Below are 23605 nucleotides of genomic sequence, written 5' to 3' on the forward strand. Positions count from 1 at the left end.
TCACTGTGCCAAGAAGAAGAGGAAGCCGGCCGCGAAGACGACGAGCGGGATGACGACGAGGGACCCGGCCACGACGAGCAGCGCGATGAGCCAGGCGTTGCTGCGTTTGAGCCTCTGACCGGGAGGGGCGACTCCGACCGGCGCGGGGGTGAACGTCATCGGCAGGGGTGCGGGTGTCGGCGCCGCGGCTGTCGGTGCAACGGCTCCCGGCGTCGCGGCGACCGGAACGGGTCGCGGCACGAAAGCCCCCTCCTGCAGCCTGTCGTCGCGCCACCGCCCCCACTGCTCGAGCTTGTCGAGCAGTGCCGAGACGACCGCGAACGCCCACGCCCACCGCGCCGGGTCGAGGGTCGAGAGCTCGTCGGGCGAGTAGAGGAACATCCAGTCGTCGACGATCTCGACCTCGAGCGCCGAGGCGTTGTCGATGAAACGCGCCATGACGTCGGGGGTGAAGAGGTACAGCGCGTCGCGCTCGTAGCCCTGGGGGCACGACAGGTGGAAGTACCGGTCGAAGTCGCCCTCGAGGCTCAGCCGCTGCCCGCGCTCCCATAGCCCGAGCTTCACGCCGTTGCCCGCGGCATCCAGCACGATGTGGGGGAGGGGGACGTCGAGGCGGATCGCGATGTAGCCCCAGCGCGAGGTATGCGTGTTCTTGCCGTCGCTCGTCGTGTACGAGTAGTTGCCGATCTCGACGAATCGCGGCTCGCGCCCGCGCAGGATGTCGTAGCCCGTGCGATCACCGCCGACGCCGAACAGCACCCCCGGAAGCGGGGGAGTCGGCACCGCCGGCACGTACTCCATGCTCACGTCGCGGCTGAATCCCGCCAGCCGCCAGCGGCGATCCTCTTGGGTGCGCTGGGCCCTCTGACCGAGGAACCACGCCAGTGCCAACCCGCCGAGACCCAGCACGATCGGAAAGAGGAACAAGATGCCGAGGATGAACGACCCTTCGCGCAGCACGGGCGCCAGCAGCACCGCCGCGACGATGATGACGACGCCGATCCCGCCGATGAGCGCGAACGCGATGGCGAAGGTGACGACGGCCGCACCCGTGCCTGGAAGCCGACCGGTCCTGCGCAGGTCGGCGGTGAACGCCTTCGCGGCCCGGGGGTCGGGCGGCGTCAGCAACGCTCGTGCGTCGAATGGTCGGATCCCTGCCATGCGGCCCCCCGCCGTCGTCTGGTCACGTCCACGCTACCGATGTCCGATTCCCCGAGGCGAGCGGCATCCGTTAGACTACGAAGGTTGTCCGGCGACGCCCATGCGCGTGTGAGCCCGTGATGACGTGCAACACACCCTCCTGCTGCCGGGAAATGCCCGTCAGCCGTTCTAGTCCGAAGGAGGTGGGTTAGTGACGCACCAGTACGAACTCATGGTCATCTTCGATCCCGAGATCGACGAGCGCCAGGTCGCTCCGAAGCTCGACGGATTCCTCAAGGTCATCACGGCCGATGGAGGAACCATCGACAAGATCGACATCTGGGGCCGCCGTCGTCTCGCCTACGAGATCCGCAAGAAGAACGAGGGCATCTACGCCGTCGTCAACTTCGTCGCGACCAGCGAGGCCACGAACGAGCTCGACCGTCAGCTGAAGCTGAACGAGCAGATCATGCGCACCAAGGTCCTGCGCGCCGAAGAAGCGATCGCCCAGGTCGCCGCCGAGGCCAAGCGCTCCGAGGAGAAGGCCGCCCGCAAGGCCGCCGCTCCCCGCAAGGTCGAGTCCGCCGAGAAGGCTGCGAAGTAACGACGATGGCCGGCGAAACCGTCATCACCGTCGTGGGTAACCTCACGGCCGACCCCGAGCTGCGGTACACGCAGAACGGGCTCCCGGTCGCGAACTTCACCATCGCGTCGACCCCCCGCACGTTCGACCGTCAGGCGAACGAGTGGAAGGACGGCGAGGCGCTCTTCTTGCGTGCCTCGGTGTGGCGCGAATTCGCCGAGCACGTCGCCGGTTCGCTGACGAAGGGCAGCCGTGTCATCGCGACCGGTCGCCTCAAGCAGCGTTCGTACCAGGACCGCGAGGGAAACAACCGCACCTCCATCGAACTCGAAGTCGATGAGATCGGTCCCTCGCTCCGCTACGCGACCGCCCAGGTCACCCGTGCCGCCGGTGGCGGTAACGGTGGCGGCGGTGGCGGTCAGCGCGCGCAGGTGCAGCAGTCGAACGACGAGCCGTGGTCGACGCCCGGTTCGAACAACGGCGGCGGCAACAACGGCGGCGCAGACGCGTGGAGCACCCCTGGTTCCTACGGAGACGACACCCCGTTCTGAACTTCGCCCCGCTCTCGAGCGAGACGACCCCTGAAATTCCGGATGCCCTGTCCCGGTCCGCGTGACCGACTCGGCGTCCGAACCACACGAAAGAAGGAAGCATGGCTGGAAAGGCCACTGGCGACCGCCGCAAGCCGCGGAAGGGCGCGAAGAACGCAGCCCCCGCGAAGGCGATCCGCGTCGGCGTCATCGACTACAAGGACGTCCCCACCCTCCGCAAGTTCATCTCGGAGCGCGGCAAGATCCGCGCCCGTCGTATCACCGGTGTCTCCGTGCAGGAGCAGCGTCTGATCGCCCGCGCCATCAAGAACGCGCGCGAGATGGCTCTTCTGCCCTACGCCGGCGCCGGCCGCTAAGGAGCACCCGATGGCAAAGCTGATTCTCACGAATGAGGTCACCGGGCTCGGTAGCGCCGGTGATGTTGTCGAGGTCAAGAACGGGTACGCCCGTAACTACCTCATCCCGCAGGGCTTCGCCGTGTCGTGGAGCCGTGGTGGCGAGAAGCAGGTCGCGTCGATCCGCGCTGCTCGCGAGACCCGCGCGATCCACGACCACGAAGAGGCCGTGTCGCTGAAGAACACGCTCGAGTCGAACACCGTCAAGCTGGCCGTCAAGGCCGGCAACGAGGGTCGCCTCTTCGGTTCGGTCAAGCCCGCCGATGTCGCCGACGCCGTCAAGGCCGCCGGTCTGGGCGAGCTCGACAAGCGCAAGATCCAGATCACCTCTTCGATCAAGTCGGTCGGCGAGCACGAGGCGACCGTTCGCCTGCGTGACGACGTCACCGCCGTGATCACCCTCCAGGTGGTCGCCGCGAAGTAATTCGCGTCGCACGACTCGGCCCCGCTCCTGCTTCGGCAGGGCGGGGCCTTTTCGCGTTCGCCCTCGTCGGTTCGGGGCGGATTTTCGCGGTTGGGGCGTGAATTGTCCGCCCCGACGTGCGGGATGCGCGCCGAACCCGCCCGCCGCGGGGGTCGTCGGGGGGAGGGATGCCGTGACCCTAGGCTGAGTGCCGTGACCGACCATCGCGCACCCGAGCGCATCGTCCGCCGCTTCGCGCGCTCGTCGAACCTCATGATCGCCGGACGCCCCTTCGCGGCGACCGGGGCCGGCGCCGGTGCGCTGACGGAGCTGTTGGTGGGGCTGGGCGGCATCCCGAGTCCCTCTCCGAGTGCGGGGCGCGTCGAGTTCGATCTGGATGCCGACCGGGTGCTGCTCGACGGAAAGCCCCTGCCCGAGCGGGGCGACGCGGCGGGGCGGATCGCGTTCGCGCGACAGCACATGCCCGTCGCCGCGGCCCTCGCCCAGCGCCTCGACCTGACCGGCCTGCGGGTGGGCGTGGCGATGGTGCTCGAGCCCAAGACGGCCGTGCTGTCGTTGCTGCTGCGCGAGCGGGGCGCCGAGGTGTCGGTGTACGCGCATCCGGACGAGACCGACGTCGCGGTCGCCGATGACCTGCGCGAGCGAGGCTTCGCGGTGACGGCGGATCCGGCGCTCTCGGGTGCCGAGGAGCGGGCGGCGGCCCTGGGGTTCCTCCGCGCGGGGCTCGACGTGCTGCTCGACGACGGGGCGCACCTGATCCGCCTGGCGCACGAGGCGGATCCCGCGCTCGTTGACGGCTGGATCGGGGCCTGCGAAGAGACGACGAGCGGGCTGACCCCGCTCCGCCGGATGCACGATGCCGGTCTGCTGCGCTGCGCCGTGATGGCGGTGAACGACGCGCGCACCAAGACGATGTTCGACAACCGCTACGGCACGGGGCAGTCGTGCGTCTTCGCGATCGCGGATCTGCTCGAGGAGCGGGGGATCGCGCTGACGGATCAGCCGGCCCTCGTCATTGGCTACGGGCCGGTCGGGCAGGGGGTGGCGGCGCACCTCCGCGCCCTCGGGGCAGAGGTGCGCGTCGCCGAGACCGACCCCGTGCGGGCGCTCGAGGCGCGGCACGACGGGTTCCGCACGGGCCGAGCGCTCGAGTCGGCCGGGGGAGCCCTGGTGGTCTCGGCGACCGGCGTGCCCGCGACCGTGACGCCCGACATCGCCGCCGTGGCCCGCGTGGTCGCGGTCGCCGGGGGCGTGCCGGGCGAGGTCGTCGAGGCGGGGTCCGCGCTGCTGCTGGGCGGCGGGGGAGCGGTGAACATCACGGCGGCCGAGGGCAATCCCATCGAGATCATGGACCTGTCGTTCTCGGTGCAGCTCGCGGCCCTCGGGGAGGTGGTCGAGCGGCGGCCCGCGCCGGGTGTCCACGCCCTCGGGCCCGAGGTCGACGACCTCGTCGCCCGCACGGCACTCGCGGTGCGGGGAGCGGCGGTCGACGTCGCGCGCGCCCCCGACCCCGAAGGCCTCGACGACTGGCGGTCGCCGCGATTCGCGGGCGGTGCCGCATGAGCGTCGTGGTGTATTCGGCATCCCTCGTCGTGCCCGTGACGGCACCGCCCATCCCGGGCGGGGCGATCGCCGTAGCCGGGGGGCGCATCCGGCATGTCGGGGATCGCGACTGGGTGCGTCACGAACTGCGGGCGCGCGGGGTCGCCTTCGATGAGGTGCACTGGCCGGGCGTCCTCACCCCCGGACTCGTCAACGCCCACTCGCACCTGCAGTACACCGGCATGGCCGAGGTCGGCCGGGGCTCGTACGCGGGCTTCGACGACTGGGACGAGGCGTTCACCCCCGTCTATCGCGCCGGTCACGACTGGGCGGCGGATGCCAGGGCCGGAGCGCTCGCGATGATCGCCGCGGGGACCACGGCGGTGGCCGACATCGTCACCGACGTCGAGGCGGCGTCGGCATTGCACGACGCGCGGCTGCACGGCATCACCTACTGGGAGGTGATGAGCTGGACGAACGCGGCGTGGGCCGAGCGCGGCCGCGCCGAGGTGGAGGCGCGCCTCGACGCGCTGCCCGCTCCTCCCGGGACCGGGCTCTCTCCGCACGCGCCGTACTCGCTCGACGTGGAGCCGTTGCTCGAGATCCCCGACATCGTGCGCGAGCGCGGCAGCCGCCTGCACCTGCACCTGGGCGAGGCCGCCTTCGAACGCGAGCACGGCGAGGCCGTGCCGTGGCAGCTGCACCGGCCGACGAGCTTCCGCGCGCTGCGCGACGAGGGCTTCGGCACCGGGGCGACGGAGTTCGTCGACGAGCTCGGCGTGCTCGGCCCCGACTGCCACATCGCCCATGGCGTCTACATGACGGCGCGCGATCGGGCGATCCTGCGCGCGCGGGGGACCACCGTGGCGCTCTGCCCGCGCTCGAACGCGGTCATCGGTCTTGACGAGCCGCCGGTCGCCGCGTACCTGCTCGAGGGCAACGCGCTGGCTGTGGGCACCGACTCGTTGGCATCCAGTCCCTCGCTCGATCTGCTCGCCGACGTGTCGGCGCTTCACCGCTTGGCGCGTGCGCAGGGGTACGCGAACCGCGACCTCTCGGAGCTGCTGCTGCGCGCGGCGACCCTGGGCGGAGCGCACGCGATGGGGCTCGACACCGGACCCGCCCGCACGGGGTATCTCGCGGTGGGGGCCGTGGCGGACCTGGCGTTCTTCGACGTGCCGGTGTCGGAGGTCGATGACACCATCGAGCACCTCGTCGTCGACGGCGAGGGGCGTGCCGCCGCGACGTTCATCGACGGCGAGGTGCGCTCGGCATCCGCCGCCTTCACCCGAGAGACCGGAGTATCCGCCGATGACCGCTGAGCATCCCGCCACCGCCGTCCTGCTCGATCTCGAACCGCACGCCGAGGGCGGCTGGTTCCGCCGGATGTGGACGGGCACCGTCGAGGTCGAGACCCCCGCGGGCACGCGGCCCGCGGCCACGTGCATCCACTACCTGCTCACCCCGGGCGAAGAGAGCGCGTGGCACGTCGTGACCAGCGACGAGGTGTGGCTCTGGCACGGGCCGGGAGCCCTCGAGCTCTCGCTCGGCGGCGACGGAGAGCAGCCCGGGGCCACGCGCACCGTCACGCTCGGGCCCGACCTCGCCGCGGGGCACGTGCTGCAGCACACCGTGCCCGCGGGGGTCTGGCAGGCGGCCCGACCGGCGGACGACACCGAGGTCGTGGTCAGTTGCGTGGTCTCTCCCGGCTTCAGCTTCGCCGACTGGCGCCTCGCCGAGTAGCCGCGTCCCGTGTCGCCAGGTTTCACCGGCGACATCCCCTGAAACATCCGCTCGGTACGCTGTGCACATCACAGCACTCCGGGGATGACCCCGATACGTCCACGAGGAGACATCGTGACCGCTTCCGCACGCCTGCGCCGCGCCGCCGCCCTGACCGCCGTGGCCGCCGCCACGCTCGTCACGCTGACGGCCTGCGCCTTCGCCCCCACCGGGTCCGACGCCGGTTCCGCCCCCGCCACCGAGGGCGCCCTGCAGACCGTCGCCGCCGGCAAGCTCACCATCGCCACCGGCGAGCCCGCGTTCTCGCCGTGGGTCGAGAACGACGACCCCGCCTCGTGCGAGGGCTTCGAGGCCGCCGTCTCGTGCGCCGTCGCCGAGAAGCTCGGGTTCACGAAGGACGACATCGTCTGGGTGCGCTCCAACTTCGACAGCGCGATCGCCCCGGGCCCGAAGGACTGGGACATGAACGTCCAGCAGTTCTCGATCACCGACCAGCGCAAGCAGGCCGTCGACTTCTCGTCGCCGTACTACACGACCACCCAGGCGATCGTCACGACGGGCACCTCTCCCGCCGCCTCGGCCACGACGGTCGCCGAGCTGAAGAACATCCCCGTGGGTGTCATGAGCGCCACCACCAGCTACCAGGTGGCCGCCGACCAGCTCGGCACGGGCAACCTCAGCGTGTTCAACTCCAACGACGACGCCGTCGCGGCCCTGCAGTCGGGCCAGGTCGATGCGATCGTCGTCGACCTGCCGACCGCGTTCTACCTCGCCGGGGCCGTGCTCGACAACGGCAAGGTCGTGGGCCAGCTGCCGGACTCCTCGGCCGGTGGCGACGAGCTCGCTTACGTCCTGCCCAAGGGTTCGGCGCTGACCACTCCCGTCAGCGACGCGGTCGACGCCCTCAAGGCCGACGGCACCCTCGACCAGCTGCAGCAGAAGTGGCTCGGTGGCACGGCCGCCGCGCCCGTGCTGAAGTAACTCCGTGGCATCCACGTCTTCCGACACCGCGTGGCGGCCGAGCGAGCTCGAGCTCGGTCGGCGCGCCACGCGGCGTCAGCAGTCGACGAAGTCGGTGCTGATCGCGCTGGTCAGCTCGGTCGTCTTCGTCGTGGTCGTCGGCTGGGCGATCCTCTCGAGCCCCGGCTGGGAAGACGTGCGCCGCAGCTTCTTCGACCTCGACATTGCGGTCAAGAGCTTCCCGTCGATCCTCGCGGGGCTGTGGGTCAACATCCAGGTGCTCATCGTCGCGGCGCTCGCCGTGGCGGTGCTCGGCACGACCCTGGCGGTCATGCGCTCGCTGCGGGGGCCGGTGTTCTTTCCGCTGCGCGCCCTGGCCACGATCTACACCGATCTGTTCCGTGGCATCCCTCTGCTGATCGTGCTGTACCTGGTGGGCTTCGGCCTGCCGGCGCTCGGGATCTTCGGGCGCGTGCCGGTCGTGCTGTGGGGGACCATCGCGATCGTGCTGACGTACTCGGCGTACATCGCCGAGGTGCTGCGCGCGGGCATGGAGGCCGTGCACCCCTCTCAGCGCGTCGCCGCCCGGTCGATGGGGCTGACGCACGGGCAGACGCTGCGGATCGTCGTGATTCCCCAGGGCGTGCGCAAGGTCGTGCCGGCGCTCATGAACGACTTCGTGTCGATGCAGAAAGATGTCGGGCTGATCTCGGTGCTCGGAGCGGTGGATGCCGTGCGCGCGGCGCAGATCGCCGCGGCCGAGGACTACAACTTCACGCCGTACATCGTGGCGGCGCTGCTGTTCGTGGCGATGGCGCTGCCGATGATCCGCCTCACCGACTACGTCTCGGCGCGGTTGGCCAAGCGCGAGCAGATGGGCGGGATCGTATGAGCGTGCTCGACGTCCGCGCGGTGCGGAAGGCGTTCGGCGATCACGTCGTGCTCGACGGCATCGACCTCGACATCGCGAAGCACGAGGTCGTCGTGCTGATCGGTGCCTCGGGTTCGGGCAAGTCGACCCTGCTGCGCACCATCAACCTCATCGAGCGCGTCGATGACGGCCAGATCCTGCTGAACGGCGACGATCTGACCGATCCGACCATCGACCAGGATTCCGCCCGGTCGCGCATCGGCGTGGTGTTCCAGCACTTCAACCTCTTTCCGCACCTGCGCGTGATCGACAACGTCACGCTCGCCGCGCGCAAAGTGCACGGGATGCCGAAGGCCGAGGCCTACGCCCGCGGCACCGAACTGCTCGAGCAACTGGGCCTCGGCGCGAAGGCACGTGAGTTCCCCGACCGGCTGTCGGGCGGTCAGCAGCAGCGCGTCGCGATCGTGCGCGCCGTGATGACCGACCCCGAACTGCTGCTGCTCGACGAGATCACCTCGGCCCTCGACCCCCAGCTGGTGGGCGAGGTGCTCGACCTGGTACGGGTGCTGCGCGACCGCGGGTCGACCATGCTCATGGCCACGCACGAGATGTCGTTCGCGCGCGAGGTGGCCGACCGCATCGTCTTCATGAAGGGCGGCAAGATCGTCGAGCAGGGCACGCCCGCGCAGATCTTCGATGCCCCGCAGAAGCCCGAGACGATCGCGTTCCTCGAGCGCGAGAGGCGCGGCGGGGCGCTGTAACGCGTCGGGGTCGCCGCGGGGGTGCGGTGGCTCGGCGTTTTGGGTCGCGTGTTGCGCTTCGGGACGAAATTCTCGCGCCCCCAACGGCGGGATCCGCCCCGAACCCCGCGTATCGCGACGCTCGAACGGAATCGGGTGGGCCGCCGTCGATTAGTCACGTCCGGGCGCGCCGCGACACCGGATGCCGGCCCGAGGGCGTGGCATCCGGTGTCGCGTTCTGCGGGCGAACGCTCCGGGTCAGGCGACCGAGCGGCGGCGACGCAGCAGCAGACCGGCTCCGAGGAGCAGGGTCAGCAGACCGGCGATGCCGAGACCGGCGGCCATCGAGCCGTCGGTGCCCGTCACGGCCAGGGTGCCGCGGGTGGAGCCCATGCCGGTGGCGGCCACGGAGCCGACCGACGCGACCTTAGCGGTCACGGCGGGGGTACCGTTGATGCCGTTCGTTCCGTTCGTTCCGTTCATTCCCGGGGTGCCGGGGGTCCCGGGGGTCCCGGGGGTGCCGGGCGTGCCGGGCGTTCCGGGGGTTCCGGGGGTGCCGGGCGTTCCGGGGGTGCCAGGCGTTCCGGGGGTTCCGGGGGTGCCGGGCGTTCCGGGGGTGCCGGGCGTTCCGGGGGTACCCGGGGTACCGGGCGTTCCGGTGGTCGAGCCGGTGGTGGTGCTGTCACCGATCACCGAGACCGCGTTGCCCCCGATGGTGACGGGGATGTTGATCGGCAGACCGATGATGTTGCCGCCGCCGATGCTGCCCGTGCCGTCGGTGCTGGAACCGCCGGTCGAGCCGGTGGTGGAGCCGCCGGTGGTGGTGGCGTTCTCGGAGGTGCTGTCGCCGATGCCCGAGACGGCGTTGCCGCCGATGGTGACGGGGGCGTTGATCGGCAGGCCGATCACGTTGCCGCCGAGGATGCCGTCGGTGCCGTCGGTGGTGGTGTTTCCGGTTCCGCCGGTGGTGGAGCCGCCGGTGGTGGTGGCGCCATCGGTGACGCTGTCGCCGATGCCCGAGACGGCGTTGCCGCCGATGGTGACGGGGATGCCGACCGGGAGGCCGATCACGTTGCCGCCGCCGATGGCGTCGGTTCCGTCGGTGACGGTGGTGCCGGTTCCGCCGGTGGAGCTGTTGCCGCCGGTGGTGGTGGCGCCGTCGGTGATGCTGTCGCCGATGCCCGAGACGGCGTTGCCGCCGATAGTGATGGGCACGCCCACCGGCAAGCCGATGACGTTGCCGCCGAGGATGCCGTCGGTGCCGTCGGTTACGGTGCCGCCGGCCGAGCCGGTGCCGCCCGTGGTGCCGCCGGTGGTGTCGGCGTCGTTCGAGACGCTGTCACCGATCACCGACACGGCGTTTCCGCCGATGGTGACGGGCAGGCCGACCGGAGCGTCGACGACGTTGCCGCCGACGATGCCGTCGGTGCCGTCGGTGACGGTGCTGCCGCCGGTCGAGCCGGAGGTGCTGCCACCGGTGGTTCCGGCGTTGTCGGTGCTGCTGTCGCCGATCACCGAGACCGCGTTGCCGCCGATGGTGACCGGAGCCTCGACCGAGATGACGCCCTGGTTGCCGCCGGCGACGCTGTCGCTGCCGTCGGTGCTGCTGTCAGCCGCGGGGGCCGCGGCCTCGGGTGCGGGCGCCGAGGTGTCGGCATCCGTGCTCTGGCTGTCTCCGATGACCGAGACGGCGTTGCCGCCGACCGTCACGGGGACGTTTACCGACACGAGGCCCTGGTTTCCCGAACCCACGCCGTCGCTGCCGTCGGTGATGGTGACGGGTGCGGGGGCGGGGGCTGCGGGGACCGAGGTGTCGGCGCCGTCGCTGGTGCTGTCTCCGAGCACCGAGACGGCGTTGCCGCCGACGGTGACCGGGAGGTTGACCGAGACACCGACCTGGTCGCCCGAGAGCAGACCGTCGACGCCTGAGGTGTCTGCGGCATTGGCGATGCCGGCTCCGAGGACGGCGAGGCCGCCTCCGACGAGCGTGCCCAGAAGGACACGCGAGTAGATCTTGCGCATGAGAGTTTCTCCTGTAGATGAATGAGGGTGCGCGAAAGCGCGGGGTCGTCTGCCGTGCGATGCACGGTGCGACCGTCCTCAGTCAGGAGAGACGTCGGTGCCGAAGACCGGGGTGCCGGGCAGGTCGTCGTCGACGACGTTCCGGCGGTCGAGAACAAGCGAAGCGGTGAAGAGCGTGGCGTTGCCGGCGGTGGCGGCGCCCACGCCGCCTGAGCCGGAGTTTCCGGATGCCGACGAGCTCGTGCCCGTGCTGGCGCCGAAGGTCGCGAGGGGTTCGTCGGATCCCCGCGGCCCGGAGGGGGCGCTCTGCGCACCGGCGACGGCGGCAGAGACCTCGCCCGTCGAGGTGGCGCTGAAGACCGTCGCCGCCCCGCTCGAGGGGGCCGTGCGGGACGACGACGGGACGAGGGAGGGATCCGTCGAGAGGATGCCGGTGACGACCGCCGTGGCATCGCTCACGGCCGCTGTCGAGACGATCTCAGCGGGCGCGATGTCGATGATCGGGGTGGTGATGTCGCCACCGGGAACCGTCGGGACGCCCGGAATCGCGGGGATGACGGGGGAGATCGGGGGGAGGGTGCCGACGATGACGGGCAGGGCCGCGTCGACCGCGTCGGTGACGCCCGAGATGAGGTCTCCGAGGCCGATCGAGCTGACGACGTCGCCCACGACGGGGACCGTCTGAACGGTGTCGACCACGGGGGCGACGACCTCGCCCACGACACCCGAGCCGGCGACGTCGGTGACGGTGTCACCCACGGTGTCGACGGTGTCGCTGACCGTGGAGTTCGCGGTGTCGACGACCTGCGAGACGGTGTTCGTCGCCGTGTCGGTGGTGGTGGTTACGACCTCGGCCACGGGGGCGACGTCGGTGACGACCTGCGTCACGGGAGCGACCGTCTCGGTGACGTGCTCGACCGTCGGGGAGACGACCGTTCCGACGACCCCGTCGACCGTGTCGGTGACCTGGTTGACGGTCGAGCCAATGGTGCCGAGGAGGCCACCGGAGCCGTCGTCCGCGGAGGCGGGAGAGGCCGAGAGGGCGACGGAGAGAGCTGCTGCTCCGAGGGCGGTGGACACGCCGACGAAGAGCATCCGCAGCATGTGCGGTGCCCCCCGACCGGACGCGTTCTCCATGATTCGCCCCCCAAAGGTGAATCTTCGAAACCTATGGGCGGCGACGTTACGCCCGGATTCACCCGGGCGGAAGAGGTCGGGTGAAATCTAAGTAGTCGGAGGGTGATGAGCGGGTGAAAGGCGACACGCCGGACGGTGGAGAAAAATTTGACAGCGAGGCCTCGCGTTCGGTACGGCTCCAGTGAGTTATCCCCCGAGTTGTACACATGTGAATGCACCTAGCAGCAACCTTCAACGTCCACTTCACACGGGATTTCCCCAGGAAAACTGTGGACAACTAAAAACCAGGTCAGAGGCGCATACACGCCCGATATTCGTATCCATCCACCGAGTTCTCCACAGCACTTGTGCACAGACCTGACGGCGTTTCCCGCAGCCTGTCCACAGAGTTATCCACAGGCTTGTTTGCGTGTGGAGGAAGGCGTATCTAGTTTGGGTGGAGCCCCTCGGGCAGCTGGATCGCGCTGCCGCGCGCGTCGATGTCGGACGTCGGTGATTTCATGCTGCCGAGGCCGCCCCGAGCCCCGTTTCCGCGAACGCTTCACGCGCGCGCGAGGCCCGGCCAGGGGTGCCCGAACTGAAGGAGAGCCCGTGTCGATCGCCGATATCGCCGAAGAACGTCTCGGAAAAGCGCCGCGCCCCGAGCGCACGCCCCCGCACGACATGCTCGCCGAGCAGAGCGCGCTGGGCGGCATGCTGCTTTCGAAGGACGCCGTCGCCGATGTCATCGAGTCGCTCCGCGGACCCGACTTCTACGTGCCGAAGCACGAGCTGATCTTCGAGGCCATCCTCACCCTCTACTCGCACGGCGAGCCGACCGACGTCGTCGCCGTCACCGACGAGTTGATCAAGACGGGCGAGCTGCAGCGCGCCGGGGGAGCGGACTACCTTCACACGCTCACCTCGATCGTGCCGACCGCCGCCAACGCCGGCTACTACGCCTCGATCGTCGCCGAGCGCGCCATGCTGCGTCGCCTGGTCGAGGCCGGCACGCGCATCGTGCAGATGGGCTACGCCGGCGAGGGCGACCCGGTCGAGCTCGTCAACAGCGCCCAGGCCGAGATCTACAACGTCTCGGGCGATGACAGCGCCGAGGACTACATCCCCCTGACGACGGCGGTGGATGCCGCGGTCGAAGAGATCGAGGCCGCTCGCGGCCGCGACGGGTCGATGACGGGCATTCCCACCGGCTTCGCCGGTCTCGACCAGCTCACCAACGGCCTGCACCCCGGCCAGATGATCGTGCTCGCCGCGCGCCCCGCCATGGGTAAGTCGACGCTCGCGCTCGACTTCGCCCGCGCCGCCGCGATCCGCGCCAACGCGCCCTGCATCTTCTTCTCGCTCGAAATGGGTCGCAGCGAGATCGCCATGCGCCTGCTCAGCGCCGAGGGTCAGATCCCCCTGCAGAGCATGCGCAAGGGAACGCTCGACTCGCGCGACTGGACCACGGTGGCCTCCACCCGCGGTCGCATCAACGACGCGCCCCTCTACATCGACGACAGCCCCAACATGACGCTCGTCGAGATCCGCGCGAAGTGCCGTCGCCTCAAGCAGCGCGAGGGTCTGAAGATGGTCGTGATCGACTACCTGCAGCTGCTCACGAGCGGTAAGCGCGTCGAGTCGCGCCAGCAGGAGGTCAGTGAGTTCTCGCGCGCGCTCAAACTGATGGCGAAGGAGCTGCAGGTTCCGGTGATCGCCCTGTCGCAGCTGAACCGCGGTGCCGAGCAGCGCGCCGACAAGAAGCCGGCCCTGAGCGACCTGCGTGAGTCGGGCTCGATCGAGCAGGATGCCGACATGGTGGTGCTGCTGCACCGCGAGGCCGCGTACGAGAAGGACTCACCGCGCGCCGGCGAGGCCGACCTGATCGTGGCGAAGCACCGTAACGGCCCGACCGACACGATCACGGTGGCGTTCCAGGGGCATTACTCGCGCTTCACGGATATGGCGCCGGGGATGTAACGACGCTGTAGGTTCCGCATGTGCTTGGCGGTATCCCCGGCTACTTGACGTGCATACGGCGGATCCGCCAACTGCCGTGGAAGTCGACGCAGCACCAGGAAACGGCCGCATAGGCGTGCAAAACGTCGGCGAGCCAGCATCCGCGTCGGCGGGGGCCTGCGTGGAGTTCGGAGGCTGCAACGACCGGAGCGCGCAGGGCGGAGAGAGCTGCCGGAGGCTTCGCAGCAAAGATGACGCCCGCAGGGGTGCGAACTATGTCTCGGCGTCGCCGGCTCGCTGGGGGAAAGTCTGCAGGCCCGTCCTGGGGGTGTTTGAGGGGCCGCACGCCCCGCCTCGGGATGACGGCGACGTTTGCAGGACTCGGCGCGCTCATACTCGCCGCCATCTCGTACATGGCCCCGGGCCGTGCACCTCCTCCCGGAGGTCTCGTCCTCGGCGGCAGCCCCGTGGCCGCCGGTGGGATCTGCTTCACGATCGCCGCTCGACGAGAAGCCCGCCACCTCGACCTGCCTCACGAATGACACCCCGCCCCGACCGGCTGCTTCAGCCGACCGCGCGTTCGCAGTCACGCGGGGTCGGGTGCCCAACCGTTGCCTTCCACAGGCCGAAGAGACGCCTATCGAGCTCCTCCCTTCAGATCGTGATGGGGCATTGTCCCTAGGTCCGCACCGTGGTCTCGGCGCAAACGGGGGCTGTCCCTTTTTGTTGAGAGGCGGCAACCAGCGCCGGGCTGCTACTTTCTGGTCGTTGGGTCCGCCGGGGCCCGTCATCCTGAGGGGGATAACGAATGCTTCTACAGTCCATCGGTGCGGCTTTCGCCGTCGCTGTGCTGGTTTTCGCGCCTGCGGCTCCGTCGGCGGTGGGGGATCTCGTGAGTGGTGACGGGGAGGTGACCGTCGCAACTCCGACGGAGGTAACGGTCATGGGGCTGGAGGACGTGTCGGTGGGCGATACAGTTCCCGTCACTGAGCTCATCGAGCTTGCCGAGGATACTGACCAAGATGTGCGAGCAGAGCTTCTCGGGAGTGGCGAGGGAGGTGTCGCGGCGTCAGGCATGGCCTCAGCGGGGGCTCCGGCGCTGGCTTCCTACACCGGGCCCTCCATCAAGCTCGCTGGGGACCCGGCTTACTCGATCTACTCGCAGTGGTGGGACAACAAGCGCATCAAGGCTGCGGTGAGAAACGGGACCGGTACGTGGGGTTGGCAGCACCTGCAGAAGCACAATGTGAGCCTCGCGATGCTGCAGAAGACCACGCAGTTCCCCCGCAACCGTGACGTGAACGGCACGACCATCACCTACGTCACGCCTGCGAATCTGTTCACGTGCTGGCTCGGCTCGTGCCGAGTCGACAAGACGATGGACGTCCGAGTGGTCTCCAACAACACTCGCCTGAACGACGGAGCGCCTCGGGGGATCATCACCGCTTACTGCGTCGGTCCGACCGTGTGCCCTGCGTGGGTGCGTCAGGTCGCCGGATGAACAAACTCGATTTCCTTGGTCCACTTCGCGTCGAGTTCGAAAGCGGTCTCCTGAAGGGGCTGACCTTGCGGCATGCTCGCGAGGTCGACGAGGGTGTGGAGATCGAGTTCTCCAGTTCGACGCCTTTTCCCGGTGTCTTTCGCATACATGTTCCGCTCCCGAGAGAGGTGGGGGATGCGACGTGGAACGCGTTCGACGACACGACCATCAACCTTCGTGAGTGGACGCGCTGGGGTATCGCCGTCCCCGTTCAGGAGGCATACGACACCCAGGCCCAGTCTGGGACCATGGATCGTCACGGAGTAATCACACTGCACATGCCCTAATAGCGAACGCTCAACTCCACTGATGATTCGCGCAATCATGACAGTGTGACGAGCCTGCGTCGACTGCGCTGCAGATCGCCTTCGCCGACCAGATCGGCTCTCCTAAGCTCCGTTCATGGGCGTAAACCTGCGAGTGGGACCGATCGCGTACCCGGTCGGGGGCGCTGACCTTTTCGGGTCGTTCTTCGACACGGTCGGAATCCGGCTCGAGGGCGGCGCTCGCGGCTCGCGGTTCCCGATGCTGGCGGCCCTCTACCGGGACGGTGCGGTGTCTCCGGATGCCGCGGAGGCCGCCCGCACCGAACTGTCGACCGTCGAGAGTGAGCTGCGTCAACACTCACCTGCGGACGCGGTCTGGGACATCGAGAAGCCGGGCGTCCTCCCACCCTGGGGGACCGACATCGCCGACACGATCACGTCGCTCGGCGACTACTTCTTGACGACCGCTGGTCGTCCGCTGCTCACGGTGATGGACGCCGTGTTCGACGCGAGCACTCGTACGGGAAAGCCAGTGCGGATCGCCTGATTATCGTCGGTCTGGCCGGCGCGATGATGAAGCGGTGTTGCTGCGAGTCGCGGTTCACCGACAGGTCGTCAGGGACGTGTCTCGGGGTCTCACGGCTTCCCGAGCCCCAGCGTGCACAGCAGCACGGTCTCGTCGTCGGCACCCGCCGGCAATTCGATAGCCGGCGGGAACACCCCAAACTGACGCCACTCGTCAGCGTGCGGGGTGACGTGCTCTGTCATCCCGGCGATGAGCGCGGGGGAGAGGTGGAACGGGATGCCGAACTCCTTCGCGATCAACCACGCTTGGAATGTGCGATACGTCGCGAGGTGCGCGAAGCCTTCGTCGGCGGGGTAGTCGCCGTAGGTGGGCGCGCAGTGCACGGGAGCGGCGGACACGCTTGGCGCGGGGTAAATCCCGAAAGCGGTACGTGGCGCCCGGGTGGGGGTGCTGGCCGCGACGGGCGCGGACCATCCGGAGTTCATCGGTTCCTGATTGAGCCCTTCGGCGGGTGCGGGAACGTGTCCCCCGAATGGTGGGTGCCGGAGCGCCGTCAGAATCGGTAGCCTCCGAATGAACTCGAGCGGGGGCCTTGAGTCAAGCGGGGCCTCCGACGAGATCCATAAGAGACGGCGAAGGATGACGTCACGAGTTGTCTTATGCCTATGGGGGGCGAGGGAGGAAACGATGCAAGAAGAGCTTGTGCACCCAGTGGCGATACAAGAGGGAGCCATCTTTCGCGTGCGCCTCTGGGTCCCTCCGTCCGCAGACGGCTTCGCGTGGCAAGTGGACGACTGGGAACTGACCAACGGTGATCTTGACCAAGCCCTGAGGTGGGCTGATGAGCATGCCCAGGGAAACCCGTACGAACTGTTCGTACGGGCAGGATCACCCGACTACTACCGCCTCCAAGGCTCGCCGGCTGACGGTGGCGGCACTGAAGAAACCATCATCCTTCGCACCGACTCGACCCGTGAATGAAGGAGAGGCGCAGAGATGCCCGCACTGACATTCCCAACCGCCTGCGCCGCGTGACGCGCCGCCGCAGAATCGCGGCCGCTCCCCAAGCAGACCAGAACCTGGAATCGGCTTGGACATCAGAGAACCCACTTCCGAAGGGCGTCACCATGACGTCGACCGGGGGCGGCGCTGAGCTGACCTTCTCGTTCGACAAGTAAGACGCGCGACCTGTGTCGGGCACCCATCGCGGTGTCCGGCACAGGTCGCTGTCTCATACCGCTTCCCGTGCGAGACACCTCACCCCTCCGCCCTGATTCGGCGCATCCTCCGTGGCGATCCCCAGCCGGACAGCTATCAAGCCGGTGTTCCGCATCTAGACGACCCCCAGTCGTCCCATCTTGAGGGACCGACATCGCTGACACGATCACGTCGCTCGACGACTACTTCTTGACGACCGCTCGTCGACCGCTCCTCACGGTGATGGATGCGGCGTTCGACGCGAGCACTCGTATGGGAATGCCGGTGCGGATCGCCTGATCATCGTCGGTCTGGCCGGCACGATGATGAAGGGGTGTTGCTGCAAGTCGCGGTTCATCGACATGTCGTCGGGGACATGGTCAGGGTGCTCACGGCTTCCAGAACCCCAGCGTGCACAGCAGCACGGTCTCGTCGTCGGCGCCCACCGGCGGGTCGATGGCCGGCGGGAAGACGCCCCACTGACGCCACTCGTCGGCGTGCGGGGTGACGTGCTGGTTCATGCCCGCGATGAGCTCGGGGGAGAGGTGGAACGGGATGCCGGACTCCTTCGCGATCGACCACGCTTGGAATGCGCGGTACGTCGCGAGGTGCGCGAAGCCCTCGTCGGCCGGGTAGTCGCCGTAGGTGAAGTGGAAGGTGTCCGCGAACTCACCCGCGCGAACCGCCGCCGTGGCCTTGTCGTTGAGGGCGTCGTACGAGGCGATCGGGTCGTCGCCTAGCAGGTCGACATCGGCGAACGGATTGCTGTCTGCGGCCGACCGCCCGGCGATCACGTCGGGAACCCAGGCTTCGTCGTATGCATGGCGACCCAGGATGCCGAGCAACGTGGGCGACTCAAGCTGACTCCACTTCTTTGGCACGGATGCCGAGAAGTCAGCCGGATCGAGCTGATCGACGACCTCGCGTAGCGCGGCGTCGGCGCGAAGGAAGAGAGTGGCGGGGCTCATGAATGGGGAGGGTACTCCGGGGTGGGGGTGGGGGCCAGAGGCGTTCTGGCCCCTGATGTGCGGTACTCCCAGCACCTACGTCCCCAATCATTTCTCGGCGGGCATGTCGGCGGTCGAGCGTGTTGCCTGATCGTTTATACGCACCGACTCAGGGGTGTTCGAGCATCGATTAGCCCCCTCATCCCTCTGCGTGTTTCGGATCCTGACGCCCCGTCGTGTAGCTTGCCGATGAACGCGTGACGCGTGTATCGACATAGATGCAGTGAGGCAAAAATGACCGTGAGTAATCCCAAGCAAGTCAAGTCCGGTGCGGAGAAGAGATTCTTCATCGATATGCTCACCAAGGACATCGAGTTGCTGCCCGCGATCGCCGATCTCGTGGATAACAGTGTCGACGGGGTTCGTCATCTCGCAAGCGACTCCGACTTGGAGGGGTATTGGGTGGCGATAGATGTCGATGGCGCGGGCTTCGAAATTAGGGATAACGCGGGCGGGATCTCGACCGATATCGCGCGAAACTACGCCTTCCACTTCGGTCGCCCCGCCGAGTTTCAAGGTGTGCCCGGGTCGGTCGGTCAATTCGGAATCGGGATGAAGAGGGCAATCTTCAAGCTCGGGACGGCCTTCGAGGTCGAGAGCAATTGGGCCTCTCAAGGTGGAGAAACTCAAACGCATTTCTTAGTCAAAGAGAGCGTCTCGAAGTGGGCGGCTCGAGGCGATGACTGGTCATTCTCATTCGCCGAACTAGACGAGAACATTAAACAGCAAAATGCCGATCCGACCGGCACAAGGATCAAGGTCTCCCCGCTGCACCGAAGCGTCGCCGAGGATTTAGCGGACGATTCGGTGGTTCAGCAGCTCAAGAACGAACTCGCCATCCGTCACCAGCAATCCATTCTCAATGGACTCAAAGTGACCGTTAATGGCGGACGACTGAAGGCGCATCGGCCCATTTTGCAGTCGTCTGATGAGTTTGCGCCCATCAATTACAGTTTCGTGGTCGACGCCGAGGTGGAGGGGTATTCGGGGAAAGTGCACGTTAAGCTCACAGCGGGTACCGTCGCGCCCCCGAGTGCCCAGAAAGATCTCGACGATGGTCAGGCATCGAACTTCACGAACACGGGCGAGGCGGGATGGTACGTATTCTGTAATGACCGCCTTTTGCTCGCGGCGGACCGCAGTAGTTTTACGGGTTGGGGATCAACCGCAGCTGCTTATCACCCACAGTACAGAAACTTCCGAGGCTATGTTTACATGGAATCGGAGGATGCTCGCTTCCTCCCGTGGAACACGACGAAAACAGCAGTAGATCGCGACTCCGCGGTATTTCGCGAAGTCGCGACTAAGATGAAGGTTGCGCTCGTCGACGTCCAAGCTCTCATTAATAGAGCGAAAATCGAGCGAGAGCGTGTGAAATCTCTGGACGAGGCCGGGATCGAGGATTACACTTCTCCAAAACTCTCCTCTGCGATGGACGTAACTCGCAACCTTCCGCTCGAGTCCATCCCCACTTCGAGAGTGCTAGTCGCGCCTGAACCCGCGGCATTGCCACCAATTCCGCGTCCAGGTCCCACTACGCAGCGTATTCAATACCAGGTCGAGATTGATAGGTATCAGAAGTTGTCCACGCTTTTCGGGACCAACAACGGATCGGCGCTCGGTCGGGCAACGTTCGACTACGTGTGGAAAGCCGAGGTGTCGGAGTGAATGTCGTCGCTCTGACGGATCATCCGGCGAGATCGGCGCAAGCCAGGATGGTGGTAGATGCCTGTCGAAGACTGACAGCGATTGCGCCGCTTACCAGCTACCAATTCGTGGGCTCGGGAGGGCTGGCCTTCCAAGATTTTCGTGACGTCCACTCGTCTCTCGGAATCACCGCAATGACGTCCATATCTGTGGACGAGCACGCGGCGGAGAGGCTCGAGTTCAATAAACCTTTCGAGGGCATGAAGATACTAACCGGTGCAGTAAGAGATCAACTTCCACTCATCGACTGGAAGATGCCGGTCATTGTCTGGCTCGAGTATGCACACCCCTTGACCCGCGACGTTCTTCGCGATTTCGAGTACATCATCAGCAATGCACAAGTGGGAAGCTTCGTTGCCATAGGGGTAGAGGCGGAGGTCGACGGCTCATTCGAAGATCGCATCAGACTCGTAAGGGAGAATTTAGGCGATCTTGCGCCCAGCGGCCTAGATGTTAGTGCAGTAACCGGTTCCGGTGTTGCGCGGATCCAGCAAAAGGTCCTCGCCGATCAGGGAAGCACGCACGGCCGCGCCGCTCATGGGGATGCCCTCCGTCAGATACTGGACATCGAGTACCAGACAGCGAAGAAGCGCACTACGTGGGGAGGCGTTGTATCCTCGGTGAACTTCGCAAGGATGATTGAGTTATGCCGCTTTGACGATCTCACCTTCTCGCGTCAACGCGGTGAGAGACCGCTGAAGCTTAGAGTTCCCAAACTTACCGCGCGAGAGTGGGACCATCTGGAAAGAACGCATGGAGAGGAAATTGCCGAGCGTCCGCGCCCTGGTGGCATCGGCTTAGACGATCTAAGAGCATTTCGGGAAGTTTATCGCTATCTGTCCCGTTGATCGGTGGTTGCCGCGCCTAAGTCGACCGACATCCGGTGGTCGGTAATCGCTAATTATTACTCAGTTTGAACGGCTGATCATTCCTCAGTGTGAACGCCTAGCTTTCGTCTACAATTTCGGCGTCGACCACGGACGCGCCGGGGGCCTCGGTGATCGTCTCCAGTACACGGACAACTTGACCGAAATCGCGTATTCCATCGTAAATCGCAACGGGCGCGTTGATAATAGTCGTGATCGCCGTCACGGCCGTGGCAAGAGCGACCACTCGTTTTAGAAGAGGGTTCCCCAGTTTGGAGCTCAGTCGTGTGCTGTTGCGGACCATGGCCCCCGTTAGGCCGTCCATCTCGTCCACAATCCCGCTCGCGCCGCGAACTTTGTACGAGTTGACCGCTGAGATCAGACGGTTTGCGTGGGTAAGGAGCGTCTCCCGCAGATCCATGGGCAGAGACGTGTCCCTCAGGCTGTCGATTACCTTCATAGCGAGGCGCCGAATCTCGTCCAGGGACCCTGCATCAACGGCCTTACTGTACGAGTGGCGAAAGAGAACCGCGCTTGTGACTGTCATGCCCGCGTGTACACCCGCATCGAGCATCTGGTTGAAGACGTCCACCGTTGATCGACTGGTGGCGATTAGAGGGAGAGCGCCTTCCACCGCATGGATGGGTTTCAGCAACGTGCCCTTTGGAACAGCGGGGTCCCGCAGGGACTGAACCCTGTCCCGTGCATCACCGGGAAGCTGCATTATGGCGGCGATCGCGGCAAAGTAGGCCGACTGGTCGTCGGGGTCGATGCCCAAATACTCAGCGACACCTTGCTTCGTGAGAAGCGGCCCGTCGCTCCGTGGTTGCATGCCCGCCGATCGAAGGTGCTCTAACAGTAGTAGCAGGCGCCCGGCAGGATTCGTCAGGTGCTGCTGAGGGGTGAGTTCGTTATCATCTTCTGGCACAGCAAAATCCTAGGGGCCGCGGGACGAGCGCGGGCGGGCAATGCCGGGTCTTCTGGAACTGAACTCATGGTTTCGCGTTGTTCGACGCGCGCCTCCGGACGAGCGCGCTCTCTTCCGATGCGGCCGCCGTAGTTCAGTGCGTGTCGATTGGGGCGGCACGCTGCCCGATCGTAGGATCGTACATATGAGTTCTGGAGACCGTCCGATTGCGGTCGATCTTTTCTGTGGGGCGGGAGGCCTCTCCCTAGGGCTTGAGCAAGCTGGGTTTGACGTAGTCGCCGCGGTCGAGTACGACCCCATTCACGCGGCAGTTCACGAGTTCAACTTCCCAGACGGAAAGACTTTCTGCGCGGACGTACGCAATGTCTCGGGCGAGGACATACGCCGGGGTTCGACAATCGGAACGCGGGAAGTTCACCTCGTCGCTGGGGGGCCGCCCTGTCAGGGTTTTTCCATGATGGGACGCAGGGCGATTGACGACCCTCGCAATGCACTTCTGAAAGAGTTTGTTCGCATCGTCCTGGAGTTGCGGCCTCGCTACTTTCTCATGGAGAACGTCGCGGGTCTGATGGCGGGAGCCCACCGCCAATTGCTCGACGAGGTAATTGAAATATTTGAGCAGAGTGGCTCATACAGAGTCCTGACGCCAGTCAGGGTTCTTCAGGCAGCTGAATACGGGTCCCCGCAGTCGCGGCGTCGAACTATTCTGCTGGGCGCGCGCAAGGACGTCGCAATGCCGAGCTACCCCGACGCCATCAATACGCCGCGGACGATCAAGGGATCCATACCAGCGATACAGAGCGCGTCCCCACCGCTAGGACCGAGCGTTCGCGAGGCGCTGGCCGGTCTACCCAACGCTGACGATTTCGACGAACTGATACGCGCTGAGAGCATATCAGGGGTCGTCTTCGGTGCTGGGAGTGTCTACTCTGCAAAACTGCGCGGGGAGGTTCTGGACGAGGCTGATTATTCGCGTCCCCGACCTAGCACAGGTGATGTTCTCACTGCTTCCCGGAGAACGGTGCATGGTCCAAGTTCGCGCGCTCAATTTCAGCGAACTCTGCAAGGTCAGACGGAGCCAATCTCGCGATTCTTACGCTTGCACTCAGACGGTCTTAGCAATACTCTTCGGGCGGGTACGGGGTCGGATCGTGGCGCATACACAGCGCCACGGCCAATTCACCCCGATTACCCTCGAGTGATTACGGTGCGTGAAGCCGCGCGACTTCATGGCTTTCCTGACTGGTTTCGATTTCATACGACAAAATGGAATGGCTTTCGGGAGATAGGCAACTCGGTGCCGCCTCATTTAGGACGAGCGGTGGGTGCCGCAATTCTTGAGGCGGACCGTGTAGCTCCGCGTCGTATGGAGGAGATCCTCCCCCTCGGCCGCGAGGAACTCCTTCTGATGGGTCCAATGGAGGCGCACCGTCATTTCGGTCTGACTGAGAGAGTCATCCCGGCGCGCGGGCGGTGATATTCAAGTTTGTGGCCCTGCGTGAACGTCTTTGTCGTACCATCG

General features: G+C 66.5%; 23 protein-coding genes. 17 read left to right on the forward strand and 6 right to left on the reverse strand.

Translation table 11 applies throughout. The features are described 5' to 3' along the window. On the reverse strand, positions 1 to 1161 hold the full coding sequence (locus QBE02_RS10590) for a hypothetical protein (protein ID WP_279365670.1): 1161 nt from the start codon (positions 1159 to 1161) through the stop codon (positions 1 to 3). Between the two features lie 190 nt (positions 1162 to 1351). Between QBE02_RS10590 and rpsF the strand changes: the two genes are divergently transcribed. The 10 genes from rpsF (at position 1352) to QBE02_RS10640 (ending at position 8970) form a co-directional block, all read left to right on the forward strand. Continuing rightward, positions 1352 to 1744 (forward strand): 30S ribosomal protein S6, encoded by a 393-nt coding sequence (gene rpsF, locus QBE02_RS10595; protein ID WP_056224969.1) that lies wholly within the window; start codon positions 1352 to 1354, stop codon positions 1742 to 1744. Between the two features lie 5 nt (positions 1745 to 1749). Beyond that, positions 1750 to 2274 (forward strand): single-stranded DNA-binding protein, encoded by a 525-nt coding sequence (locus QBE02_RS10600; protein WP_279365671.1) that lies wholly within the window; start codon positions 1750 to 1752, stop codon positions 2272 to 2274. 101 nt (positions 2275 to 2375) lie between these two features. After that, the gene (gene rpsR, locus QBE02_RS10605; protein WP_055832386.1) at positions 2376 to 2630 is read left to right on the forward strand and encodes a 30S ribosomal protein S18; all 255 of its coding nucleotides are present in this window, start codon (positions 2376 to 2378) and stop codon (positions 2628 to 2630) included. Positions 2631 to 2640: 10 nt separating this feature from the next. Continuing rightward, the gene (gene rplI, locus QBE02_RS10610) at positions 2641 to 3093 is read left to right on the forward strand and encodes a 50S ribosomal protein L9 (RefSeq protein WP_056224965.1); all 453 of its coding nucleotides are present in this window, start codon (positions 2641 to 2643) and stop codon (positions 3091 to 3093) included. Between the two features lie 192 nt (positions 3094 to 3285). Continuing rightward, positions 3286 to 4656: an adenosylhomocysteinase gene (locus tag QBE02_RS10615; RefSeq protein WP_279365672.1), complete on the forward strand. Its 1371-nt coding sequence runs from the start codon at positions 3286 to 3288 to the stop codon at positions 4654 to 4656. Then, complete coding sequence (locus tag QBE02_RS10620) at positions 4653 to 5957, forward strand: amidohydrolase family protein (protein ID WP_279365673.1); 1305 nt, start codon at positions 4653 to 4655, stop codon at positions 5955 to 5957. The genes QBE02_RS10615 and QBE02_RS10620 overlap by 4 nt, the downstream gene beginning before the upstream one ends. After that, positions 5947 to 6378 (forward strand): cupin domain-containing protein, encoded by a 432-nt coding sequence (locus tag QBE02_RS10625; RefSeq protein ID WP_279365674.1) that lies wholly within the window; start codon positions 5947 to 5949, stop codon positions 6376 to 6378. Before QBE02_RS10620 ends, QBE02_RS10625 begins: the two co-directional genes overlap by 11 nt. Before the next feature lie 114 nt (positions 6379 to 6492). After that, positions 6493 to 7359, forward strand: a complete 867-nt coding sequence (locus QBE02_RS10630; RefSeq protein ID WP_279365675.1) for an ABC transporter substrate-binding protein — start codon at positions 6493 to 6495, stop codon at positions 7357 to 7359. Positions 7360 to 7363: 4 nt separating this feature from the next. After that, the gene (locus QBE02_RS10635) at positions 7364 to 8230 is read left to right on the forward strand and encodes an amino acid ABC transporter permease (RefSeq protein WP_144783737.1); all 867 of its coding nucleotides are present in this window, start codon (positions 7364 to 7366) and stop codon (positions 8228 to 8230) included. Then, the gene (locus QBE02_RS10640) at positions 8227 to 8970 is read left to right on the forward strand and encodes an amino acid ABC transporter ATP-binding protein (RefSeq protein WP_279365677.1); all 744 of its coding nucleotides are present in this window, start codon (positions 8227 to 8229) and stop codon (positions 8968 to 8970) included. The genes QBE02_RS10635 and QBE02_RS10640 overlap by 4 nt, the downstream gene beginning before the upstream one ends. 237 nt (positions 8971 to 9207) lie before the next feature. Here QBE02_RS10640 and QBE02_RS10645 read toward each other — a convergent pair whose 3' ends face one another. Beyond that, positions 9208 to 10971 carry a chaplin family protein gene (locus QBE02_RS10645; RefSeq protein ID WP_279365678.1) on the reverse strand — a complete coding sequence of 588 codons (1764 nt, stop codon included), beginning with the start codon at positions 10969 to 10971 and terminating at the stop codon, positions 9208 to 9210. Between the two features lie 78 nt (positions 10972 to 11049). Beyond that, on the reverse strand, positions 11050 to 12108 hold the full coding sequence (locus tag QBE02_RS10650) for a hypothetical protein (protein ID WP_279365679.1): 1059 nt from the start codon (positions 12106 to 12108) through the stop codon (positions 11050 to 11052). Positions 12109 to 12771: 663 nt separating this feature from the next. Here QBE02_RS10650 and dnaB point away from each other — a divergent pair. From dnaB to QBE02_RS10670, 4 genes are all read left to right on the forward strand, one after another. Next, entirely contained in the window at positions 12772 to 14067 is a 1296-nt protein-coding gene (gene dnaB, locus QBE02_RS10655) for a replicative DNA helicase (RefSeq protein ID WP_371129313.1), read from the forward strand. Positions 14068 to 15121: 1054 nt separating this feature from the next. Then, positions 15122 to 15547, forward strand: coding sequence for a hypothetical protein (locus QBE02_RS10660; RefSeq protein WP_279365681.1), 426 nt, complete (start codon positions 15122 to 15124; stop codon positions 15545 to 15547). Next, positions 15544 to 15873, forward strand: coding sequence for a hypothetical protein (locus QBE02_RS10665; RefSeq protein ID WP_279365683.1), 330 nt, complete (start codon positions 15544 to 15546; stop codon positions 15871 to 15873). The genes QBE02_RS10660 and QBE02_RS10665 overlap by 4 nt, the downstream gene beginning before the upstream one ends. 115 nt (positions 15874 to 15988) lie before the next feature. Continuing rightward, positions 15989 to 16399 (forward strand): Imm70 family immunity protein, encoded by a 411-nt coding sequence (locus tag QBE02_RS10670; RefSeq protein WP_279365684.1) that lies wholly within the window; start codon positions 15989 to 15991, stop codon positions 16397 to 16399. An 89-nt stretch (positions 16400 to 16488) separates the two neighbouring features. Here the strand turns inward: QBE02_RS10670 and QBE02_RS10675 are convergent, their stop codons facing one another. Both QBE02_RS10675 and QBE02_RS10680 read right to left on the reverse strand, forming a co-directional pair. Next, a complete protein-coding gene (locus QBE02_RS10675; protein ID WP_279365685.1) occupies positions 16489 to 16776 on the reverse strand; it encodes a hypothetical protein in 288 nt (95 codons plus the stop codon). Positions 16777 to 17964: 1188 nt separating this feature from the next. Continuing rightward, a complete protein-coding gene (locus tag QBE02_RS10680) occupies positions 17965 to 18543 on the reverse strand; it encodes a hypothetical protein (RefSeq protein WP_279365686.1) in 579 nt (192 codons plus the stop codon). Between the two features lie 279 nt (positions 18544 to 18822). Between QBE02_RS10680 and QBE02_RS10685 the strand changes: the two genes are divergently transcribed. Together QBE02_RS10685 and QBE02_RS10690 are read left to right on the forward strand one after the other, a co-directional pair. Further along, positions 18823 to 20250 carry an ATP-binding protein gene (locus tag QBE02_RS10685; protein ID WP_279365687.1) on the forward strand — a complete coding sequence of 476 codons (1428 nt, stop codon included), beginning with the start codon at positions 18823 to 18825 and terminating at the stop codon, positions 20248 to 20250. Then, positions 20247 to 21137 carry an O-methyltransferase gene (locus QBE02_RS10690; protein ID WP_279365688.1) on the forward strand — a complete coding sequence of 297 codons (891 nt, stop codon included), beginning with the start codon at positions 20247 to 20249 and terminating at the stop codon, positions 21135 to 21137. The genes QBE02_RS10685 and QBE02_RS10690 overlap by 4 nt, the downstream gene beginning before the upstream one ends. A 97-nt stretch (positions 21138 to 21234) precedes the next feature. Here QBE02_RS10690 and QBE02_RS10695 read toward each other — a convergent pair whose 3' ends face one another. Further along, a complete protein-coding gene (locus tag QBE02_RS10695) occupies positions 21235 to 22083 on the reverse strand; it encodes a hypothetical protein (RefSeq protein ID WP_279365689.1) in 849 nt (282 codons plus the stop codon). Between the two features lie 184 nt (positions 22084 to 22267). On the opposite strand from QBE02_RS10695, the gene QBE02_RS10700 reads away from it, so the two are divergent. Further along, positions 22268 to 23560, forward strand: a complete 1293-nt coding sequence (locus QBE02_RS10700) for a DNA cytosine methyltransferase (protein WP_279365690.1) — start codon at positions 22268 to 22270, stop codon at positions 23558 to 23560. Positions 23561 to 23605 lie beyond the last annotated feature (45 nt).

Source organism: Microbacterium testaceum (assembly GCF_029761935.1).
GTDB classification, from domain to species: domain Bacteria; phylum Actinomycetota; class Actinomycetes; order Actinomycetales; family Microbacteriaceae; genus Microbacterium; species Microbacterium testaceum_A.

Coding starts and splice junctions, on each gene's coding strand:
- QBE02_RS10640 (WP_279365677.1), top strand. CDS start 8,227: ATGAGCGTGCTCGACGTCCGCGCGGTGCGGAAGGCGTTCGGCGATCAC.
- dnaB (WP_371129313.1), top strand. CDS start 12,772: ATGCTCGCCGAGCAGAGCGCGCTGGGCGGCATGCTGCTTTCGAAGGAC.
- QBE02_RS10650 (WP_279365679.1), bottom strand. CDS start 12,108: ATGGAGAACGCGTCCGGTCGGGGGGCACCGCACATGCTGCGGATGCTC.
- QBE02_RS10600 (WP_279365671.1), top strand. CDS start 1,750: ATGGCCGGCGAAACCGTCATCACCGTCGTGGGTAACCTCACGGCCGAC.
- rplI (WP_056224965.1), top strand. CDS start 2,641: ATGGCAAAGCTGATTCTCACGAATGAGGTCACCGGGCTCGGTAGCGCC.
- QBE02_RS10590 (WP_279365670.1), bottom strand. CDS start 1,161: ATGGCAGGGATCCGACCATTCGACGCACGAGCGTTGCTGACGCCGCCC.
- QBE02_RS10625 (WP_279365674.1), top strand. CDS start 5,947: ATGACCGCTGAGCATCCCGCCACCGCCGTCCTGCTCGATCTCGAACCG.
- QBE02_RS10665 (WP_279365683.1), top strand. CDS start 15,544: ATGAACAAACTCGATTTCCTTGGTCCACTTCGCGTCGAGTTCGAAAGC.
- QBE02_RS10670 (WP_279365684.1), top strand. CDS start 15,989: ATGGGCGTAAACCTGCGAGTGGGACCGATCGCGTACCCGGTCGGGGGC.
- QBE02_RS10645 (WP_279365678.1), bottom strand. CDS start 10,971: ATGCGCAAGATCTACTCGCGTGTCCTTCTGGGCACGCTCGTCGGAGGC.
- QBE02_RS10680 (WP_279365686.1), bottom strand. CDS start 18,543: ATGAGCCCCGCCACTCTCTTCCTTCGCGCCGACGCCGCGCTACGCGAG.
- QBE02_RS10620 (WP_279365673.1), top strand. CDS start 4,653: ATGAGCGTCGTGGTGTATTCGGCATCCCTCGTCGTGCCCGTGACGGCA.
- QBE02_RS10660 (WP_279365681.1), top strand. CDS start 15,122: ATGGCCTCAGCGGGGGCTCCGGCGCTGGCTTCCTACACCGGGCCCTCC.
- QBE02_RS10700 (WP_279365690.1), top strand. CDS start 22,268: ATGAGTTCTGGAGACCGTCCGATTGCGGTCGATCTTTTCTGTGGGGCG.
- rpsR (WP_055832386.1), top strand. CDS start 2,376: ATGGCTGGAAAGGCCACTGGCGACCGCCGCAAGCCGCGGAAGGGCGCG.